Annotated in this window: 10 protein-coding genes; 6 read left to right on the top strand and 4 right to left on the bottom strand. The window is 40.2% G+C overall.

From position 1 onward, the window contains the following. Positions 1 to 19: 19 nt before the first annotated feature. The 5 genes from BIZ36_RS05580 (at position 20) to BIZ36_RS05560 (ending at position 11,527) form a co-directional block, all read left to right on the top strand. Positions 20 to 1,144: an AI-2E family transporter gene (locus BIZ36_RS05580; protein ID WP_222937274.1), complete on the top strand. Its 1,125-nt coding sequence runs from the start codon at positions 20 to 22 to the stop codon at positions 1,142 to 1,144. Between the two features lie 73 nt (positions 1,145 to 1,217). Beyond that, entirely contained in the window at positions 1,218 to 2,333 is a 1,116-nt protein-coding gene (locus BIZ36_RS05575; RefSeq protein ID WP_222937273.1) for a class I SAM-dependent methyltransferase, read from the top strand. A 367-nt stretch (positions 2,334 to 2,700) separates the two neighbouring features. After that, a complete protein-coding gene (locus tag BIZ36_RS05570; RefSeq protein ID WP_187456880.1) occupies positions 2,701 to 6,000 on the top strand; it encodes a SusC/RagA family TonB-linked outer membrane protein in 3,300 nt (1,099 codons plus the stop codon). A gap of 66 nt (positions 6,001 to 6,066) precedes the next feature. Further along, the gene (locus BIZ36_RS05565) at positions 6,067 to 7,836 is read left to right on the top strand and encodes a RagB/SusD family nutrient uptake outer membrane protein (protein ID WP_187456879.1); all 1,770 of its coding nucleotides are present in this window, start codon (positions 6,067 to 6,069) and stop codon (positions 7,834 to 7,836) included. Between the two features lie 118 nt (positions 7,837 to 7,954). Further along, positions 7,955 to 11,527 carry a VCBS repeat-containing protein gene (locus BIZ36_RS05560; RefSeq protein ID WP_187456878.1) on the top strand — a complete coding sequence of 1,191 codons (3,573 nt, stop codon included), beginning with the start codon at positions 7,955 to 7,957 and terminating at the stop codon, positions 11,525 to 11,527. 44 nt (positions 11,528 to 11,571) lie between these two features. On the opposite strand, the gene BIZ36_RS05555 is transcribed toward BIZ36_RS05560, so the two are convergent. From BIZ36_RS05555 to BIZ36_RS05545, 4 genes are all read right to left on the bottom strand, one after another. Then, a complete protein-coding gene (locus BIZ36_RS05555; protein WP_222937272.1) occupies positions 11,572 to 12,243 on the bottom strand; it encodes a sulfatase/phosphatase domain-containing protein in 672 nt (223 codons plus the stop codon). A gap of 19 nt (positions 12,244 to 12,262) precedes the next feature. After that, entirely contained in the window at positions 12,263 to 12,502 is a 240-nt protein-coding gene (locus tag BIZ36_RS20725) for a hypothetical protein (protein WP_222937271.1), read from the bottom strand. Positions 12,503 to 12,528: 26 nt separating this feature from the next. Further along, positions 12,529 to 13,248 (bottom strand): carboxylesterase family protein, encoded by a 720-nt coding sequence (locus tag BIZ36_RS05550; protein ID WP_187456877.1) that lies wholly within the window; start codon positions 13,246 to 13,248, stop codon positions 12,529 to 12,531. A gap of 119 nt (positions 13,249 to 13,367) precedes the next feature. Then, positions 13,368 to 22,118 (bottom strand): T9SS type B sorting domain-containing protein, encoded by an 8,751-nt coding sequence (locus BIZ36_RS05545; protein ID WP_187456876.1) that lies wholly within the window; start codon positions 22,116 to 22,118, stop codon positions 13,368 to 13,370. Positions 22,119 to 22,250: 132 nt separating this feature from the next. Here BIZ36_RS05545 and BIZ36_RS05540 point away from each other — a divergent pair, with 132 nt between their 5' ends. Continuing rightward, positions 22,251 to 23,372 (top strand): PQQ-dependent sugar dehydrogenase, encoded by a 1,122-nt coding sequence (locus tag BIZ36_RS05540; protein WP_187456875.1) that lies wholly within the window; start codon positions 22,251 to 22,253, stop codon positions 23,370 to 23,372. The last annotated feature ends 16 nt before the right edge of the window (positions 23,373 to 23,388 follow it).

Here is a 23,388-nt window from a genome sequence, read left to right as displayed (position 1 = left end):
TATAAAAGCGAGAAACAAGATGAGTAAGGTACCGGAAAGAAAAATAAATTCTAAAATGATTTCCCAAGGAATTTTGAGGGCCGTAGGAATTATCTTGGGAGTTGCACTAGTTCTTTATTTTTTATGGCAAATTCAATCGGTTATCGCATATTTGGCAATAGCAGCGGTAATTGCTTTGATAGGTAGACCCATCGTTCTTTTTTTGAGGCGAAAGCTCAAACTGCCCAACACCTTGGCAGTTATCCTTACCATGATTTTCATGGTAGCCATATTGGCCGGCATCATCTCACTTTTCGTACCATTAATATCTGAACAGGGTAAGAACCTGGCGCTTTTGGATATTGATAAACTTCAAGGAAATATCAATACCCTTTACAAGGAAATTACCGAGTTTATTGGCGCATCTCCGGAGGTGGTCGGCGAAATTTTACAAGAAAGCGAACTGGAAAAGACATTAGTGGACAGACTGGATATTGGGTTCATCCCTAATTTTCTAAATTCCTTCCTAAATGTGCTTAGCTCAGCGAGCATAGGTTTGTTTTCCGTTCTATTCATTTCTTTTTTCTTTCTAAAGGACAGCAACCTCTTTCAAAGGGGAATTTTGGCATTTGTACCACAGAACAAGGAAACTCGCACTGTAAACTCTATAGACAAAATTAACAACCTACTTTCAAGGTACTTTGTAGGGCTCCTTTTACAAATATTCATCCTCTTTGTCATTTACACCATTACCCTGCTAATTGTAGGCATCGAAAACGCTATTGTAATTGCCTTTTTGTGCGCCCTATTTAACATTATTCCATATGTTGGCCCAATCATTGGCGGAGCAATAATGATCGTCCTTACCATGACCAGCAATTTGGGCATGGACTTTAGCACCGTAATACTACCTAAAACCGGCTATGTTTTAATTGGTTTGGTGGTAGGCCAGTTAGTAGATAATTTTTTCTCCCAACCATTTATTTTTTCCAATAGTGTAAAGTCTCACCCTCTGGAAATTTTCTTAATAATCATTATCGCCGGATTGCTTTTTGGAGTCGTAGGAATGATTATTGCTGTACCGGGATATACGGCCATAAAGGTCATTTTAAAAGAATTTTTAGCAGAAAACAAGTTGGTAAAATCACTTACCAAAACTTTATAGTTAAGATTTGAATAAGAATATTTTAAAGTCTGGTGTACAGAATTTTATAAAAAATTCAAAACACACTGACACTGTGTCAGTTTTGCTAAAAAAGCCCATATTTGAGGATATTTCCAATAAAGAGCTAGCCGAGCAAATTGAAGCATATCACAAGACCAAAAAAAAGCTTCCCCATTGGTTTGAATCTGCCAATATATTCTACCCCAACAAACTCAATATTGAACAAACATCTTCTGAAACAACGGCCAAATACAAGTCTAGTTTGGTCAACGGAAAATCACTTGTTGACCTTACCGGAGGATTGGGTGTAGACAGTTACTTTTTCAGTAAAAAATTTGAGAAAATTATCCATTGCGAAATCAATAAAAATCTATCGGAAATTGCACGTCATAATTTTCAGGAACTTGGAGCAAACAACATCATTGCACTAAACAAAAACGGAATAGAGTTTTTGAGGGAGACTCCAGAACGATTTGATGCCATTTTCGTTGACCCTTCCAGAAGAGATTCTTTAAAAAAGAAGGTTTTTATGTTACAGGATTGCACTCCTGATATGATCGAAAACCTAGAGTTACTTTTAAATAAATCAAATCAAGTACTAATAAAGACATCTCCGCTTTTAGATATTAGTTTAGGACTAAAAGAACTCACCAATGTTCATGGGATTCATATCGTGGCTGTGGAAAATGAGGTCAAAGAACTCTTATGGTTAATTAAAAAAGAAGCGTCAAATGCACTCACCATTGAGACTGTAAACATTCACAAAAAAGGCGTACTACAATTTCAATTTGACTACAAGGATGAACAGGAAGCAACGGCGACATTTTCAAATCCGTTACAATATCTGTATGAACCAAATTCTGCAATTCTAAAATCCGGTGCTTTCAAAATCATCAGTCAACAACTGGGTATTCACAAATTACATGAGAATAGCCACCTCTATACTTCAGAAAACATCATACACTTTCCAGGAAGAAGATTTAGAATTGAAAAGTCCTTACCATACAACAGAAAGTCTCAGAGAGAGCTAAAAGGAATAAAAGCCAACATTAGCACAAGAAACTTTCCTCTATCAGTTCAAGAAATAAAGAGCAAACACAAAATACAGGACGGAGGCTCCCGCTATATCTTCTTTACTAAACTAATGGACGCTACCACTTCCTTCTTAATTTGCTCTAAGATTCCCTAAAATCATCCTTCTTCCATTTAAAAAGTTAGGCTCAAAAACAACAAGTGAGAAATTTAAAAAATGTAGGAAAATATGTTTTAAATATAAACCGCAGACTGAATCAACCTAAATTTCAAATTAATAATTAGGAATACTATATACTGTGAGAATCGTAATAAATTAAGGTATTTCAAAGAATAACATAATTTATAATAGTAAATTATACACTTTTAAAAATTTACATTTTCACATTAACGACCTTAAAATTTTCATAAAATTTTGTTATCATTACACTTGTTTTATGGTTTTCTTAACTCTTGCTATCGTCTAGAATTTGAAAAAACCAGTAAAAACTCAAGTCAATTAAAACTAACAAACAACAATTATTATGAATCAAAAACTCGTTTATGATTCGTTAAAGTCCAAGGGAAAAAACTCCCTAGCTGGATTAGGACTTTTATCGATGTTGACGTTAGGGTCACACGTGGCTCTAGCAAATCCAGAACCAACTACCTCTACGACCGTCAACGTAGTTCAATCTACCGTTAGTGGTACCATTCTAGACAGTGAAGGTGTTCCTTTACCGGGTGCTAACGTAATTGAAAAAGGAACTACCAACGGTACACAAACAGATTTTGACGGAAACTTTACCCTAAATGTAGAAGATGGGGCAACTTTAGTTATTAGCTATTTAGGTTTTGTCGCCCAAGAGGTAGCGGTTAATGGTCGCTCCTCCATTAGCGTAACTCTGGCCGAAGATTCGGCCCAACTTGATGAAGTAATTGTAACTGGTTATCAAACAGAAACAAAAAGGGAAACTACTGCTGCGGTTTCCATAGTTAAATCTGAAGAACTTGCAGCTATACCCTCTGGTAACGTAGAACAACAATTACAAGGTAGGGTAGCAGGTGTAACTGTTTTGTCAAATGGACAACCCGGTACAACTTCCCAAATCAGGGTTCGTGGATTCGGTGCATTTGGAGGAAATGAACCTCTGTATGTCGTTGATGGGGTTCCCGTTAACAATACGGAATTTTTAAACCCGGATGATATTGAAACTACCACGGTCCTCAAAGATGCGGCCGCTGCCTCTATCTATGGAGCAAGAGCGGCGAACGGGGTGGTGGTATATTCCACCAAACAAGGATCTAAGACCAAACGTAGAACCACTATGTCCTTGAATATCTCAAGTGGTGTTACCGACCCTAATTCCAGTGGGGCACCTCAGAACTTGAATCCGCAGGATATGGCTTTTTATACGCATTTGGGGTATGAGAACAATGCTCGTGCAAACGGGGAGGCACCTCAATACACCCATCCGCAGTACGGCTCTAACCCTACTCCTACATTTCCAGATTATTTGCATGCAGATGGTCAAAACGGAGTCTCTGCTTCCGATGTAAATCTAGCTCAGGTAAGGGCAAATTATTTGGCCGATCCTCAAAACGTATTCCTTATAAGACCAAACCTTCGCGGTACAAATTGGTACAAAGAACTAACCCGTATAGCTCCTCTAAGTAGGTTTTCTTTAGGGTTTGACGGAGGAAATGAAAGTGGACGTTATTATATGGGTATTTCCGCCCAAAATCAAGCGGGTATCCTTCTCAATAATGACTTCGAAAGGTATACGGCCAGATTTAATTCTGAATGGGATATTGCCCCATGGATGAGTATTGGTGAAAACTTCCAAGTTACCTATAGGTCGGTTACAGGTGGTTTTGGTGGTGACGGAGGTGTTAGCGGAGCTGATGATGAATCGGTAATCCTTTCTGCCTATAGAATGCCAACGATTATACCTGTTTACGATGAGTTCGGAAGCTTTGCCAGTACCAGAGCAGCTGGATTTAACAACCCAAGAAACCCTGTTAGGCAGCAAACCTTGAACGCCGGTAGCGACAAAGCTTACAATATTGGTGGTTTTGGTAACCTCTATGTAGTAATAAAACCTATAGAGTCCCTAACGTTTAGATCTAGTTTAGGGGGAGCCTATAATAACAGTCATTTTGTTGATTACAACTTTAGATACCTTGGTGATTCTGAACCAGAGGCAAGTAACTCCTTCTCAGAAGGAAGTAATTATAACTTCAATTGGACTTTTACCAATACCCTTACCTATGAGCAGCTGTTTGGTGTGCACAAATTGAAGGTCCTTGCCGGGTATGAAGCATTGAACACGGGTGTTGGAAGATTTATAAGTGGTAGTGGTATCAATCCTTTCTCTACTAGCTTAGATTTCCAAAACTTAAGTGTGGTACAAAGCCCAGTGGTAAACAGCGGACTTTTCAACGGTGTTAACTTTGCATCTTTCTTTGGAAAGTTAGACTATAACTTTGATGAGAAATATTACCTCACTGGGGTTATCCGTAGAGATGGTTCTTCTCGTTTTGGAGGTAATAATAGATATGGTACATTTCCTGCTGTATCTGCCGCTTGGAGGGTTATCGCAGAACCGTTTATGCAAAATCAGGATATTATTTCCGATCTTAAAATTAGAGGTGGTTGGGGACAAATGGGTAACTCGAACAACGTAGATCCTAATAACCAATATTCCCTATTTGCTTCAGGAAGAGGTACATCATTTTATCCAATTGGCGGACAGAATAGTGGCGCGGATGAAGGTTTCTTCCAAAGCCGTATAGGTAACCCAGATGCAAAATGGGAAACCAGTACCACGGTTAATGTTGGTTTTGACCTTTCTTTATTCAACAATAAACTTGAAGTCATCCTAGATTGGTGGGAAAAAACCAATGATGATTTATTATATGAACTTCAACTTGCCGGTGTTACCGGTAATTCAGCAAACGCACCAGCAGTTAATATAGCAAGTATGTCCAACAAAGGTCTTGATTTTCAAATTGTTGGCCGCGGTGACCTAACAGATGATTTGTCTTTTGAACTTACATTGAACAACTCATTTTTAAAGAACGAGATTACTGCCTTGGCCCCTGGTATCGACTTCTTTGACGGTCCTGGGTATAGAGGTATCAATCCTGTTAGAAATGCCGTAGGACAATCACTTTCTTCTTTCTTTGGATATAATGTAATTGGTTATTTTAATACTGAGGAAGAAGTTGCTAACTCCCCATCTCAAGATGGAAAAGGCCTTGGTCGCTTTAGATATGAAGATGTTAATGGTGATGGTGCCATTACTCCTGATGACAGAACTTTTATTGGAAGTCCAGTTCCAGACTATACCGGTGGTGCTACCCTCAACTTAAAGTATAAGAACTTGGAGTTTGAAACCTACTGGTATGCCTCTTTTGGAAATGAAATCTTTAACCAATCCAAATGGTTTACAGATTTCTTTGGAACTTTCGAAGGATCTGCAAAGGGCGAAAACGCCAAAAACTCATGGACTCCTCAATTAGGTAATAATGCAGGTGCTCCCATTTGGGAAAGTGCTTCCAACCTAAGTACAAGTGGTGCAGCCAACTCATGGTATGTAGAAGATGGTAGTTTCGTTAGATTGCAACGCTTGGCCCTCACCTACAGTTTTGATTCTCAATTGGTTTCAAAAATGGGCTTGGGAAAACTTAAAGTAGGACTTGCAGCCAATAACATTTGGACAATAACAGATTATAGTGGCTTAGACCCAGTAGTTGCCGGTGCGGACACCAACTTTGGTATAGATGTAGGAAATTATCCAGCAACTCCTAGTTATTTGTTTAGCGTAGAGCTTGGCCTATAACGTAAAACAATAATACTGTGATACTTAAGTCAATAAAAAACGATATTTTTATATAAAAATTTAACTATGAAAACATTAAATAAATTTAGAACTGGATCGGCACTGCTGATGGCCTTTCTCACGATTGGCATCTCCTGTAGTGACGAATTTCTGGAAGTAGCCCCTACAGGACAGGTTTCGGGAGACCTCGTTGTTTCTGAAGATGGCGTTGAAGGATTATTAATTGGTGCCTATGCCGCATTAAATGGAGTTTTCGGGAATAGGTTTGAAGGACCCAACCATTGGGTTACAGGCTCTGTTGTTGGTGGTGAGGCCAATAAAGGAACGGATGCGGGAGATTATTCCTCCATAAATCCAATCCAGCGATATGAGATTGACCCAACCAATGGTGACATCAATAACTTTTGGTTAGGAAGATATGAAGGAATTAAGAGGTGTAATCAAACCCTAGAAAAATTGACCCTTCTAGGTTTAGAAAGCTCCAAACCTGATGTTTACAAAAGAATATCGGGTGAAGCTAGACTATTGAGAGGACATTTTCATTTTGATCTTAAAAAACACTTTAACAGTATTCCTTATATTGATGAAAGCATCTATCTAGATGAAACCTTAGATGAAGGTCAAAAGCAAGCGGCTTTGGCGGCCTTACCTAATAGCCCAGATGTTTGGGGACAAATTGAAGCTGATTTTCAGTATGCTTATGACAATCTACCCGCTGAAACTGGTCCTGGTAGAGTTAATAAATGGGCTGCCGCTGCGTACATGGGGAAAGCCAAATTATATCAGCAAAGCTTTGCCGAAGCTAAAGATTGGTTTGATGATGTGATTGATAACGGGGTAACCTCTAACGGTCTTAAATATGCCCTTTTAGATGACTATGCCGAAATTTATAACGCGGAAAATGATAATCACGCCGAAGCGGTTATGGATGTTGAGTCCGCAAATAATACAGGAAGTACCAACAACGCCAACTATTTTGATGATTTGAATTACCCTTACAACACTGGTCCTGACGGTCCCGGAAACTGTTGTGGATTTTTTCAACCAAGTTTTGAAATGGCCAATTCATTTAGGGTAACGGCAGAAGGCCTTCCTCTCCTTGACGGTTCTTATAACGATCCGGCAAATGAAGTGGCTAATGATTTCAATATCGAGTCAGATGATCCATTCACTGAAGATGCAGGTCCACTTGATCCCCGAATTGACCATTCAATCGGAAGAAGGGGTATTCAATACCTAGACTGGATCGAACATCCTGGCAAAGCTTGGATTCGTAGCCAGCCTTATGCGGGCCCATATTCCCCGAAAAAATACATTTATTACAAATCACAAGAAAACAGTTTTACTGATGGTAGCTCTTGGACTCGTGGATATGCAACAATGAATTATACGATAATACGCTATGCCGATGTTCTTTTAATGGCGGCAGAAGCGGAAGTTGAACTGAATAACTTGGATCAAGCCATGGAGTATGTAAACATGGTAAGGGCCCGGGCAGCTAAGTCTGAACATTGGGTCAAGAATTTGGAAACCGGCGAAGATGAGGCCAATTATGTAATAGCCGAATATACTTCATTTTCAAGTCAAGATTTTGCCCGTGACGCTGTAAGATTCGAACGTAAATTAGAACTGTCAGGAGAAGGACATAGGTTCTTTGATTTGGTACGCTGGGGTATTGCGGCAGAAGAGTTAAACAAGTATTTGGATTATGAATCTCAATATTTGGTAACGAAATTTGGAGGCGCCTCATTTAATCCAGGCAAAAATGAGTATTTCCCAATCCCTCAAACTCAGATTGATTTATCTGATGCCTTAACTCAGAATCCAGGGTATTAAAATAATTCTTAAATCAACTAAAGCTGCTCTCTTGAGAGCGGCTTTTTTTGTTTCTTAACCCTAGTTCTTTCATATTTGTCCAAAAGTACTATCTACCTAATAATTTAATTTCAATTACATGAAATATATCAGCTATTTTCCGGCTCTTGGTCTATTTGCTCTTTTGCTCACTAATTGCCAGGAAAAAAAAGCAATATCCAAATTTGTACAAGTTGATTCCCAAGTGTCAGGTTTACTTTTCAATAATCAATTGACTGAAAATGATTCTATTAATATAATCGACAACGAATTTGTTTATAATGGCGCAGGTGTGGCCTTAGGTGATTTAAATGGTGATGGGCATGATGATATATTTTTTTCTGGAAATCAGGTAGCAAACAAATTATTTCTAAATAAGGGAAATTTAAAGTTTGAAGATATTTCAACTATTTCAAAAATTCAGAAAACTGATACCCTACAATGGTCTTCCGGTGTTACTTTGGTAGATGTTAACGCTGATGGAAAATTGGATATTTATGTTTGTAATACCTTTAGAAAGCGAGATTCCAGACGTAAAAACTTGTTGTACATCAATCAGGGAAATAACGATAGTGGCATACCGGTATTTAAAGAATTATCTAAATCATACGGTCTTGACGATGATACATATTCTTCCCACGCCCAGTTTTTTGATTACGATAGGGATGGTGATTTAGACTTGTTCATAGGCGTTAACAGGATAGAAGGTATCGACCCCACTGAATTTAGACCTCTTGAAGATGATGGCACCTCCATGAGCAAGGATAGATTATATGAAAATACGTATAATGATAGCCTTCAACAACAAGTTTTCATCAATGTATCGGACAAAGCAGGAATTAGGTATCATGGATATAGCCATAGTACGGTAATTAATGATTTTAATGAGGACGGCTGGCCAGACATCTATGTTGCCAACGATTTTTTAAGTAATGATCTATTGTACATCAATAATCAAGATGGGACCTTCACAAATAGAGCCAGGGATATGTTCAAACATTTTAGCCTTTCCTCTATGGGTAGCGATATTGCAGACATTGACAACAATGGGTCATTAGAACTGTACACTACAGAAATGCAGCCGTACTACAATAAGAGAAAAAAGCTCTTTCAAGGTCCAAGTAGTTACCAGAAAGAAATTTTTACCAAAAAATACGATTACGAAAAGCAATATACTCGCAATACCTTGCAAACAAGCCATGGTATTAACCCCGAAACTGGCCTCCCTATTTTTGGAGAAATTGCAATGCATAGCAACGTAAAAGAGACAGATTGGAGCTGGACTCCCCTGTTCGCCGATTATGATAATGATGGTCTACAAGATTTGTTCATTACCAATGGGTTCCCAAAAGATGTAACCGACCGTGATTTTGGAGATTTTAGATCAACAGCTAGCAGGCTTGTAAGTAAGGAAAAATTAATTGAGGCAATTCCTGAAATTAAGATACCCAACTTTATGTTTCAGAACAAGGGAAATTTAGAATTTACCGATGTAACTGATTCTTGGGGTCTCAACTTCCCTACGTATTCCAGTGGTGCCGCTTATGGAGATTTGGATAATGATGGGGATCTTGACCTTGTTGTCAACAACATTAATAGTAATGCACTATTATTAGAAAATAAATCCAATTCAACGGAGAACATCAATCATTATGTAAGAATAAAGCTGATTGGAGAAAAAATTAATAGGCAAGCCATAGGCTCTACTGTTGAGATTTTTATGGATAGCATTAGGCAGAAAAAAACACTGCTATCGGGTAGAGGCTATCTTTCGCAACCGGAGAGTAATTTGCACTTTGGTTTAGGCCAGAGACAAAAAATAGATAGTGTTATTATAACTTGGCCCAACACAGAAAAACAAACTTTTTATGAAATAGAACCTGACAGTACCAATCAAATCACATATACTCCTAAAAATATACAAAACCGAAAAACCAGTATTCCAAAGTCAACCCCACTATTCACCAAAGTTTCGGATACTGTAAACCTTAAACACTTTAGTAGGGATATTGATTTTATTGACTTTAACTTTCAGAGAACCTTGCCCCATAAATTTTCGCAATATGGTCCTGCATTGTCCGTAGGGGATATTAATGGCGATGGGTTGGATGATATGTTTGTCGCTTCAAGTAGAAATTATAAGGAAAAATGGTTTATCCAGCAAGACAATGGCACTTTTCTTCAACAAGAAGTAGCCTACAAAACTTCGGAAAATCTTGAGGAGGAGGATGCGGGAACCCTTTTGTTCGATGCTGATAATGACGGGGATTTAGACTTGTATATAGCGAGGGGCTGTGCACAGTACCCTGAAAAACATATATATTATCAAGATGTTTTATTGATAAACGATGGAAAGGGCAATTTTGAACAAACAAATACTGCACTACCAACACTTACAAGCAACGCTTCTTCAGTAAAGGCTGCTGATTACGATAAGGACGGAGATTTGGATTTATTTATTGGAAGCCGGGTACTTCCCTTTGCTTATCCAATGGCCGATCGATCTTATATTCTAAAAAACGAAAGCACCAATGGTACACCCAAATTTGTTGATGCCACTGCCGAAGTATCAAAGCAACTAGTTAGACCAGGTTTGATCAGCGATGCCTTATGGACAGATTTTAACAATGATAATTGGCCAGATTTAATTCTTGCATCTGAGTGGGCTCCTTTAAGGTTTTTTAGAAATGAAAAAGGTATACTTATTGAAATTACCAAAGACACCGGTATAGCTGATTATTCTGGTTGGTGGAACAGTATTGCTGCTGTGGATTTGGATAATGACGGAGATATGGATTACATAGCCGGAAATGTTGGAGAAAATATCAACTTTAAGGCCACACCTCAAGAACCCGTTAAAGTCTATGCGAAGGATTTGGACAATAATGGATCCATAGACCCTCTTATTTCATATTTTTTGAGAGATAGCTTAGGTACAAAAAAGGAGTATCTGTACCATCCGTGGCAAGACGTGACCAAGCAATACGTAGGAATTAGGAAAAAATTCAATTCCTTTGGGGAGTTTGGAGAATCAACCCTTCCGGAAATGTTTTCAGATGGATTACTTAATGATGCCAAAGTACTTTCATTGAATTACATGAAGAGCTCTTGGATAGAAAACTTGGGTGATGGTAAATTTAAAATGCATTCCCTTCCAGTATCTGCACAACTCGCACCAATTTTTGGTATTCTACCCTATGATGTGAATGAGGACACACTAATGGACTTGATGTTAATTGGCAATGATTATGGTATGGAAGTACAACAAGGTCCGGCAGATGCCTTGGTAGGAGTTGTTTTAATAAACAAAGGGCAAGGACAATTTAAAACCGTTTCTCTTGCAGAATCGCAATTTTTTGTTCCCGGTGATGGTAAAAGTCTCGTTCACTTGAACACCAAAAATGATAATAACATTATTATTGCTTCTCAAAACAACGACTCCTTAAAGATTTTCAAGGCCAACAGAAATAATATAATTAAGAGCCTGAGAGTTAAGCCCAATGAAGTTAAGGCTAAGGTAGCATACAAAAATGGCAGCAAAAGATTAATAGAGTTCTATTATGGAAACACCTTCCAATCTCAATCAACCAGAGCTATACAATTTAATGAGCATATTGAAAAAATTGACCTATTTACCAATGAGGGAGAGCTAAGCAGAACAATAGGTAATTAAATTTTGTATTAAAAAATGCCCCAGAAAATCTGGGGAATTTTTTTTCAATACTCATTAGGATGTTTATAATCCCCATACCTATATTTAATAGTTCTTTTTAAGGGAATTTGCATTCCTTTGGTTTCTTCCAACCAATCATAAATGGCAGTGGACATGGATTTAACGATTTCCTGTTTATCTGGATCTGCAATTAAATTGTACATTTCATCTGGGTCATTCTGCAAATCATAAAGCTCATTACGGTCCCAGATACCTTGAAATTTCATGTATTTGTATTTATCCGTTCGCATACCAAAAACAGTTGGGGTCATTGGAAAATCATATTCCCAAAAGTATTCGTAAAAAACCTCAGTTCTTCTTGATGCGTTCTGGTCTCCGGACAAAACAGGAATAAAAGATACCCCTGGCATTTGTTCCGGTTGCTTTACTCCCGCCTCAGCTAAAACGGTTGGACCAATATCAATATTCTGTACCATAGCCTCTGGTTGTACGCCCCCTTCAAAAATTTTAGGACACCTGAGCAATAAAGGAACTTTTACGGACTCTTCATAAAAATGACGTTTATCTATTAGGCCGTGTTCTCCCCAGCCAAAGCCATTGTCTCCCATATAAATGACTAGAGTGGACTCATCCAAACCTTCTTCCTTTAAATATTGCATAACGACACCAACACTTTCGTCAACCCCCAGAAGGGTTTCGCAATAATCCACCGCCATCTCATGTATATCCCTATTATCAGGTCACAAATGGACTGGAGAAATAGGCTCCTTCTACAGCAAGTTTATCCATAGACAGTGTTTTTAACCAAGGAACCTTGCCAGTAAATCCCATATAATCATATCTGTGATCATCCGTTAAGATAAAAACCACATTTCTAGGTTTTTTTTTACCTTTTTTACCGACGGGGTCGGTATTAGATCTAACAGCATAACTAACTGCCAAAAAGCAAATAACTACTAATTTTAGTTTTTTCATCGTGTTGAAGTTGAAATTGTTCGAGGTTATTTTGGTGACCTAGACTGGTCCATAAGCCATTCATAGAGCTCTTCTGTATTGTAAGCCTGCACCCAAGAGTCATGGCCCACCCCTGGATAATTGGTAAAACGGACCTCGTATCCCATGGACCTTAATCTGTTCACCATATTTTCCGATTCACTAAAAGGAATAGATTCATCTTCCTCTCCGTGAAACACCCAAATACCCAGCTTTTTATCAATCCAAGAGGCATACGGCAAAGGAGCCATACCACAAACAACGGCCAAAGCGGCAAATTTCTCCGGATACTGAACCACCATCTCCCAAGCAGCTCCACCTCCCCTACTCAAACCTGTTAAGTAAATACGATTTTTATCCACATTATTGTTTTCCACAACAGTTTCCAATAATTGGTTCACCGCCCTGGTGTTCCACCACTGTTTTCTATGGGGATTCTGGGGAGCCAAAATGAGAAAAGGAAATTTTTTGCCTCTGGCTATTAATTTTGGAGGTCCATTTCTTTTTACAGCAACCAAACTATCCCCAGATTCTCCTCCTCCATGTAGAAAAAGAAGTAGTGGAAATTTCTCATTTGATTTTTCATCGTAGCCCTCTGGATAATATAAATAGTAATCTAACTTTTCCTTGGTTACTGTTTCATAACTATCATCTATTAATCTTGATGATTGAGACGCACATCCTTGAAAAGCAAAACAAAGGACAAGCATCCAAGTAAATTTGGGCATACAAAGTTGATTTGGGTTACTAATTTTGAAAGAGATTAAATTACAAATAAATGTGAACGGTTACAAAAAAGAAACGGACACCTTTCGGTATCCGTTTCTATTCTTAAATGTATCCTTGTTTATCGGTATAATGTAAAATGACCTACATAGCGTATATCCCTATCATCATTTTGGTTAACAACGTACCAGTAATCACCGGTTGGCAACTCCTTACCTTCATACGTACCGTCCCATTTGCTTACTTGGTCAAGTTCAGCAACCACACGGCCATAACGGTCGTAAATAATTACCTCTATATTAGGGAAGAAATCTCTATTGCCCGGTGCCCAAAAATCATTTTCGTTATCTCCGTTAGGTGAAAAGAAATTAGGAATTTCCAACATTCCAGTAAACTCAAACGGTATTGCTGCAACTGCTACACAACCATTTTGATCTACTACTCGTATTTCAACCGTACCACTATCCGTTGTGGTATACAAACCTTCGTCCCCGTACGATGTTCCATTAAAGAAGAACTCATAGCCCCCAAAACCACCTTCTGCCGTTGCCGTAATTTCATTAGGACCCGTCTTTTCTGCGGCAAGGGTTAAAGGGTCATACGAATCTATAGTAAATTCAACCGAATTGGTACAGCCATTCTCATGGTATATGAATACCGTATAATCACCGGCAGGAAGATCACCCCATTCCCTTTCTGTTGTTGCTAAAGAGGTGATGGCATCCGTTGGGTCTACTGGGTTTATTGCGAACAATAATTCAGGAATTAAACTTGAATCTTGCATCTCAACCCTAGCTGTACTGTTTGGGAAGATTCCCTCACATCCATATTGAACAATTGGTTCTGCCGTAAGGTCTACCCCAATTTCAATTGGGATAAGCACATCCGTACCGCACATATTGGCATCCTGGACAAATACGATATAGGTTTCTCCCCCTATCAAATTTTCCAATAATAAATCATCATTTCTCTCAAATACCTCTGTTCCATCTGAATTTGGACCTATAATTCTAGTTTCATAGTAAGTCGCCGAGGTAATAGGGTCTACAAATGGTGTTCCTCCAGAAATTGTTAATTGGGCCGTACCATCTGCAAAACCGATACAGGTTTCAGGAGTGGTCTCAACATCAGTAATTTCCAATTCACTAGGCTCCGTTACCACAATCTCAAAAGTCTGAGGACAACCTTCCGCATCTTGTGCCAATACCGTATAGGACGGATTGCTTGGCGTATTCGCCGGCAAATCTGTAAAGGTATATACCAATGGATTGTCCGGGTCAGAGAAAAACTCACTTAGATTTGGTTCTATTGCAAATTTTACAAGCCCAGGAGTTGCACTGGTAACCTCCATGGTAATGGTCCCGTCCGCTTCTCCAAAGCAAGTGGTAGGGGTGCTACTATAATCAATAGTTACAGGTTCTGCCGGAGCAATGGTAAATGGACCTTGAACTACGCCACAATTCGCTCTACTAATAACCGAAATCCAGTAATCTCCAGAATCCAAGTTCTCAAAAGTACCAAAGTCCTGCATTGGCAAATTATTGTAGGTAGGTAAAGATTCCGCAGCAAAGGCGTCTGCACCTGGATCTGTATCATAAATTCTAAATTCGTAAATACCGGTACCACCATTGGCTACGGCCTCAATTCTACCATCAACTTCATAAGCACATGATACATCAAAAGTAGGCGAGGCTGGGTCTAAACTTAAGGGTTCAGCATCCGTTATTGTGATACCATTGGTCTTTCTTGCCAAACAAGAACTTAAACCTCCAACTTTTCTAACCTCATACCTATAGGAGTTACCAATCGTACCAGGAATATTGGTTTCAACAGGTAGGCCATTTGAATCGATTCCACTAATTGCAGACCAGGGTCCACCCGAACCATTTACACTGTATTCATAGGTTACACTAGGATCTGGATCCGGATTATTTACTCTTATCATCATGGTGGCAATATTACCACAGGCCGGCACCGATGTCTGAATCAATACAGGATTGATCGGTGGTGGTGGAATTACCTGTACGGGAGGGGTTACAAAACTACAATCCAATGTAGAAACAACTTCCACAGCGTACCAGCCACCAGGGATCACACCTGTTCCAGCAGTTCCTACGAATTCTGGGTCTGTTTGATATCCTGTTGAGGAAATAACATCTGTATTGTTGTTACTACCCAAGTGAAGTAACCTATACTGATATCCGCCTCCTGGAACACCTCCTATGGCACCTGGGGTTGTTGTACCGGGTTCTACCGCCACAATTACGGCGTCATTACCTTGAGGACATTCTAATTCTCGAGTAATAATAGCTTCGGCATCGATTGGTGGAACTGGTAAAAGTTCCAATTCTTCGGTATGCGTACATCCTTCGGCATCTCTAACGGTTACCCTATAATTTCCTGCGGAAAGGCCAGTAAACCTATCATTGGTACCATTGGCCCCAAAAGTGGCATAAGCCGCGTTGGAATGTGGCGCAAAACCGCTACCCACAGGATTCTCATATTCCAACATATATTCATAAGGCGCAGTGGTCCAACCTCCTTGGGTAGTAACAAAAATCTCACCAAGGTCATCATTACAACCCACACGGCCTACCTCATCCATGGTAGTAATCACCAATTGCTCACTGGGCATTTCAATCGTACTTGCGTTACTATATACGTTACAAGCAACTGCGGTCATACCCATTTCTCGGATGACCACACGAAGATTACCGCCCTCGAGACCGGTAATCACGAATGGATTTCCATCTACTGCAGTATCTATGGTTCCGGTAGAATTACCTCCTACCGGTGCTCCAAAAGCTCCGCCGGTAAAACCAGGGTCATTTGATTCATAAACCGTATATTCATAAACGCCGTTAAAGCCAGAAACATCAATAGTCAATTCTCCATCCAAAGCATTAAAGCATCCTACTGGGTCATTTTGTGATATGGTTACCGTAGGTAAAACAGGTTCTAAAACTGTGTAAGCGGCTATCGGGTAAGTACAACCACCCACATCGTTTACCTGTAAATTATACTCTCCAGAAACCATGGGCAGGTCAAATTCTACGAACGTACCACTAGGTTGCGAAACACTGCTTACATTAGCTACACTAAAGCCCTGGTCTTCAATGATAAAATTGGTAGAACCAGTAACCTCAACCCGTATCCTTTCCGGATTTTCACAATCCATTGGTCGAATTTGGGTAATTATGGCCGACACATTATTGGGTGCCAATACAGTCACGGAATCAAAAAACTCGCAGCCATTGGAATCAATCGCGTAAATGGTAATCGTTTGATCCACACCCGTATCAACTATTTCAAAAGTTGGACTCGTTTGGTAACTATCCGCCGGGTCTAATTTATAACCATATGGACCGCCATTACCAACGTTCGTACCAACGATACTTGCTGTTACATTAGTCGTGCTATATTGATTCGCCGCAGGGTTACAAACTAAAGTTCCCGCAGTCACATCAATTTCAAATGGAGGTGGTTCATTAATAACCACTTCTTCCCTATCAAAACAATTTCTATCGGTCACCACCTCAATCACATAGGTACCCGGCGTTAAATTCAAGAATGTTCCTGAGGCATTTGTTCCTGCTCTACCTGAAGTATCTAGATTGGCAGGCATACTGGCCAATGTAGAATTGTAGAGGTTGTATTCTTGAATACCGTCTATATCAGTTCCTGATTGTATAGAAGCAGAAATACTACCATCATTCGCACCATTACAGCTTATATCTGAGGCACCGGTATCATCAATATTTGGTTGGGTAGGATTAGATCTACTTATATTGTTGATGGTGTAAGTACAAAATACACCTCCAGCCCTTGCAACATTATCGGTCACATCTACCTGATAATTTCCAGAAGGGATGTTCGTAAAATTGACAACACTACCCTGATTTGGCAAATTCACAGTTATTGGATTACCATCGAAATCGGTACCACTAAGAACATAAGAAAAATCCCCACTACCGCCATTTGATGTTATTGTTACCGTGCCATCAGAGTCTTCACAAGTTGGTTCAAATGTAAAATCGCCTGATGCTGTAAGCACTTGAAAAACTTCCACAGAATCATTGACCTCACAGCCATTGGCATCAATAATATATACAGGATAAGAACCAGCGCTTCCTACGTTAAATGTTGCAACAGTAGGAGTTCCAGGAGTATAAGCCGGAGTTTGACTCACCCCATTAAAGGTGAATGTAGGTGTATCAATATCGCCTGGCATTGTCAAATTAACCGTAAAACCACCAACTGGGGGAGTCGGACTACATTGATTATTCACATCAATAGATGGAGCTGGTAAATCAGGATTTAACTGAATCACAGCAGCCGTAACCATAAAGGAACAATTATTGGCATCCCTTACCCAAATATCATAATCGGTACCAGGCGCCAATGACCCTGGAAGTGCCACGGTGGAAGCATCGGTAAAATCACCTATAGCGGGAGGAGTACCTGCCGGCATATAGGCATATAGATATGGGCTACCCGTGCCAAACGGTGTACCACCACTTCCACGTACGGTCAATTGCCCTAAGGCGTTACAGTTAGCGTTTTGGTTGTCAATAATATCTACACGGGGCATATTTACGGTTGCTTCATCTTCATCACCGCCAGAACAATCACCTGCATCCAGTACAGAAATACCATATCTTCCCTGTGGAACGGTCAAATCGGTACCGAGAGTGGTCAAAGAAGAATTGGTTACATTATAAACTTCAGCGCCTGTATCTAAATTTGTTATGATTACATCGAAAGGAGCCGTACCACCTATGATAGTATAATTTACACCCACATCACCATTTCTACAAGTTGCACCGTCAACAGTTATTGTAACCGTAGGACCCGGTCCATCGGGCAATGTAATCACTTCTTGATAAGTACAACCTGTAGCCGTATCACGAACCTCAACGGTATAAGAAACGCCCCAAAGAAGACCGGCAAAACAGTGATTGGTAGCTGTATTATTAGGAGCCGTCCAACCTACTAATGGATCCGGGTCCGCCAATCGAATTTCATACGGACCTGTTCCATTCACGATTTCCACACAAACTGTTGTTCCTCCAGGACTACAGATAGCTGGTGGTGGTGGATAAGTGGGGATTATATCCAAGGCTGCAGTGTTAATTGTAAAAGGTTCAATATCGTTACATCCTCTAGAATCGATTATTATCATCTGATAATTTCCAGGAACCAGACTTGGATCAGAAATATTCACTGGAAAATCTGCATCCGCCACGTTATTTTGCGATACAAACTCATTTCCAAAATTATCCTCAATAATGATGGTATAGGTTTCCACCCCGGCCGTTGGTAAATTTACCGTTACCCCACCGGACAAGTCCCCAGCATTACAGCTAGCGTCAATGGGCGTTACCGTAGCATCTGGTGCAGGGTTGGGATCCGGGGCAACCGTAATAGCCACTATACCCGTAATACAGTTTCTGGCATCTTTTACCATATACTCATAATCTCCAGCTGCCAATCCAGAGTAAATGGTTTGATCGGAGAAAGAGTACGTGCTCGTTGGATCCGGGTTATTTGGATCTGGAACCAAAGTGCCTACAGGGGCAAAAATTACCTCAAAAGGTGGAACACCCGAAGATACCGTTGGTATTACCTCCACAAAACCACTGTTTGGATCACCGCAACTTGGGCCTACAATTCTATGGGTTGCCGCTATATTGGTAGGCTCGGCAAAAGTCAATATTTCAGAAGTATTGTTACAACTGTTGTTATCCGTAACTTCTACGGTATAATCTCCATGAGAACCGAAAGGAACTGTATAGTTAAATGGGTTAGAAGGTAAAGGATTACCCGTATGACCTGCTACAGGAGTTCCGTCTAAATAAATGGTATAAGACGTGGAAGCCAAATTGCTCACATCGCCTCCGGAAACCGTGATTTCCATTTCCCCGTCACCACCACAAGGTATTTCAGAAACTACATCTAAATTCACCTGAACTTGGGGAGGTATTCTAATACTTGAGGTGGAAGCGATACAATCGTTCCCATCAACAACCTCAATAGTATAATTACCTGGCACCAATCCCGTAAAAGTATAGGTTCCGGCTGTTCCAGGCGTTTGCAAGGAACCTCCGTTTATACGATATCTATGGGATGCCAGAGGTGCTGAGCCTGCGGTTGAAGTAACCGTAAGTTGACCGTTATTGGTTGGCGAATAACAAAAGTCCCCACTATCCAAAGCAATCGTTGGCGCCGTTACACTGGTAAGTGTAAAGGTTGTGGACTCCCTACATCCTTCGGAATCAATGACAGTTAAGGTATAGGTACCTTCCTCGGTTAAATTTCCAAAATTTCTTCCCGTTCTTGGCCCTTGAGTCCTTCCATCTGTAGGTGGCCACAACAGTTCATATCTATAGCTTCCAAATCCTCCGGAAGCATTCGCCCTTACCCTACCAATATTGTTGTTTTGACAACTCATATCGGTTACATCGGCTGTTATACCCAAAGGAGTGGCTGCTTCTTCTACATCAAAAGAGGCCGTAGAAACACAATTCGTATCGTTATCGGTCACCGTTATTTCATACGTTCCTGCACCTAAACCTGAAATAGGAATATTTAATGCCGTACTATTACTACCGCTTGTAATAACAGCAGCTGAAGGAGCAGTTCTATTTACTATATAATCATAATCCGTTGCAAAGCCATCGACCAAAAAACCGCCGTCACCGTCCGTAGCCCCAGGACAAACCCTACGATCACCACCTGACTGTACTCTGGCTCGAATAGTGCTGATTCCTCCCGTTGTAAAACTGGCATTGTACGTACAACCATCGGTATCGGTTATTTCAAATTGATAGGAAGTATCCAAATCCAATCCGTTAAAAACGTTGCTTGCCTGTGCTGGTGGCAATGCTGTTGCGGGATTGGAAGAAATGATTTCATACTGAGCTACGGTAAATGTAGCAGGTTGGACATCTATGGTAACCCTGCTAGTTCCGGTAGCACAATCTAAATTGTCCTGTACAAAATTGATAGCCGTTGGCGGAACGGGTTCTGAGACCGTAATTGGAGCCAATGCTTGATAACACCCAGCATCGTCCCTAATATAAGGGATGTAGGTACCGGGTGCCAGCCCAGTAAAACTGGTACCTGCCTGGTAATTGGTGTTATCAATACTATATTCATAACCGGAACCGGAACCGCCCGTCGCCGGAGCAAAATCGATAATAGCCCCGCTATTATTACAGGTATAATCTTGGGTTAAGTTGGCAGAACCGTTTAAACCACCTTCTGAGGTCACGGTAACCGCCGGAAGTGAAAGAACACATGAAAAAGCTCCTTGAGAATATCTTACTTCTACTATATTATAAGTACCATCGGCAACAGGAATGGTTGATGAGCTTGTAAATGGATCACCTGCATTGTTCGTAGCCCTGAATTCCAGATTGAATCCTCTTGGATCGTTAATTGTGAAATCTACCTTTCCTCCTCCATTGGTACACGTACCGATAATATCGGACGCTGTTACATCGGGTGGATCTAGTTCTGCAACATATTCAGACTTTTCAGCTGTACAACCTTGATCATCCGTAATAAAAAATGTATAAGTACCAGGAGAAGTTACCGTATAGGAACTGGTTCCTGTGAAAAATCCGCCTGAATTACCTCCATCACTTACGGTATAACTATAAGAGCCGGAGCCTCCAGAAGGGGTTACGTCAATATCCACACTTGATATCGTAGAACAACCAAAACTCATACCATTGGTATCAGTAACCACAGAAATGGGGCTTAACCCCTCACCAACCGTAATTGGATTTCCGCTGGTATCCGTATATTGGATCGGTGCAGGAATTCCGTTGGGAATGTCCTCACGACAATCATTGGTTTCAACCTTTACGGCATATGTACCTTCGCTCACAGCCCCAAAAGTATAGGTGTTACTACTAATGGTAGAAGTAAATTCAATTTCGGCGCCGTTCTCATCCAATAAGGTATACACGTACGGCCCAGGTACTTCTGGATTAACGGTAACATCAATACTTCCTGTTTCACCACTACATACCGGATTCGTAAACGTAACGTCTATTTCAATATCAACCTCTTCAATTTCGATTACTTCATATAAGTACTCACATACCTGACCAGAAATGTTCAAACGGGCCTGTACCTGATAGGAGCCCGGAGTCAAATTATCAAAAATGGAAGAAGATTGGTAAGGACCAAAAGGGTTGGCCCCTTCCCTAATTCTAAATTGATAACTGTTAGGTAGTCCTGTAATTTCAATCCGACCTGGATTGTTACATACATAATCTTTTTTGGTATAGGTCTGGGTAATGGTACTCTTAACTACTTCAATATAATAATACTGCCCCCCATTTACCTGAACCCTAAATTCCGCACCATTGGCCGCAGAAATGGTACTGGCATCCAAATTAAAGGATGGCCCATTATGTACTTCATTGTAGGTTCCGGCATAGTCAGGACATTCTACATTGGTATTTGGGGTACCGGCCAGTTGCTGCCAAGAAACCGTTGAATAAGGCCCTCCGGATAAGGTGATATTTCTGTCATCAGAATCCCCACAAAGTATAAAACGCGCTATGGTTGCCCCATCATTGGCACAACTTACGGTTTCATCTGCCCCTTGTATGATAGTCATAAACATGGGAGCCGCAACAGAATTCTTTACCGCTTTGTTTTTTTGGGTATTCCTCAAAAACATATTATCCTTCTTGTGGCTTTCTTTCTTAACAGTAGAAACTACTTCCTTGACTACCTCGGCAACTTCGGTAATTAGGGTATAGACTTTGGGATTGGCTATTGCCGTAGTGCCTACTACTGAGGATATCAGTAATATTAGGGCAATAAGAATATGCCTCTTTTTTGTTGGGAACATAGGTTAAGTCTTGGTTAAAAGAATAGCAGCCTTTGGGGAGCATTTATTCTTCAGATGTAATTATTTATACTTATAAATTCTCTTTATATTTATCAGCTAAGCATACTATAATATTATTTTTAACGTAGAACCATGAAAAATAGTGTATTTCTAATCTTCTCCTCCCTCATTTTCTTTTACTCATCTTGCGCTCAAGACCCTGAAAACCAAGTTGATGATGTAACAAATACACCGTTTCAGGCAGAACTACTGATCGATGAAATGCAAATTCCGTGGGGAATGACTTTTTTACCAGATGGAAGTATGCTCGTAACTGAAAAATCTGGAGAAATCATTCACTTTAAAAATGGAACTAAAACACAAATAGAGGGCGTACCAAAAGTTTATGCACGCGGACAGGGTGGATTATTGGACATTGAGGTACACCCAAACTATAGTGAAAATGGTTGGATTTATATTTCCTACGCTTCAGAAGAAGGTGACGAAAAAGGAGGGAATACCGCGCTTATGAGGGCGAAACTCCAAGGCAACTCTTTAGTGGATAGTGAAGTCCTTTACAAGGCAACACCTAACACAACAAAAGGACAACATTTTGGTTCTCGAATTGTATTTGATAATGAAGGTTATTTGTTTCTGTCCATTGGTGAAAGAGGTGATCGAGACACAAACCCGCAAGACATAACTAGGGACGGTGGAAAGATTTATCGTTTTAATGCAGATGGAAGCATTCCAAAGGACAACCCGTTTGTCAATGAATCTGGAGCAAAAACTGCCATTTATAGTTACGGGCACAGAAACCCGCAGGGATTGGCCAAACATCCAGAAACAGGAGAGATATGGGACAATGAACATGGCCCTAGAGGCGGGGATGAAATAAATATAGTTAAGCCCGGTGCCAATTATGGATGGCCCGTAATTACCTACGGAATCAATTATTCTGGCACTCCCATAACCGATGAAACAGAAAAAGAAGGAATGGAGCAACCCATTCATTATTGGTTACCAAGCATAGCACCTAGCGGCATGGCATTTGTTTCTACGGATACTTATAAAGGCTACAAGGGAAGTGTCCTAGTGGGATCATTGAAGTTTCAATATTTGGAAAGGTTGGTTTTGAACGGAAACAAGGTTACGAAAAGAGAAAAGTTAATGCCCGAAATCGGTCGTGTTAGAGATGTAAAGGAAGGCCCTGATGGTCATATTTATGTTGCGGTAGAGGGTAAAGGAATTTATAAATTGGTTCCTAAGAATTAAGAAGTAGTTATTCTGT

The sequence above is a fragment of the Cytophaga sp. FL35 genome, assembly GCF_014349235.1.
GTDB lineage: Bacteria > Bacteroidota > Bacteroidia > Flavobacteriales > Flavobacteriaceae > Euzebyella.
Note: the sequence above shows the minus strand (reverse complement) of the source record. Positions and strands in the feature narration are given on the sequence as shown.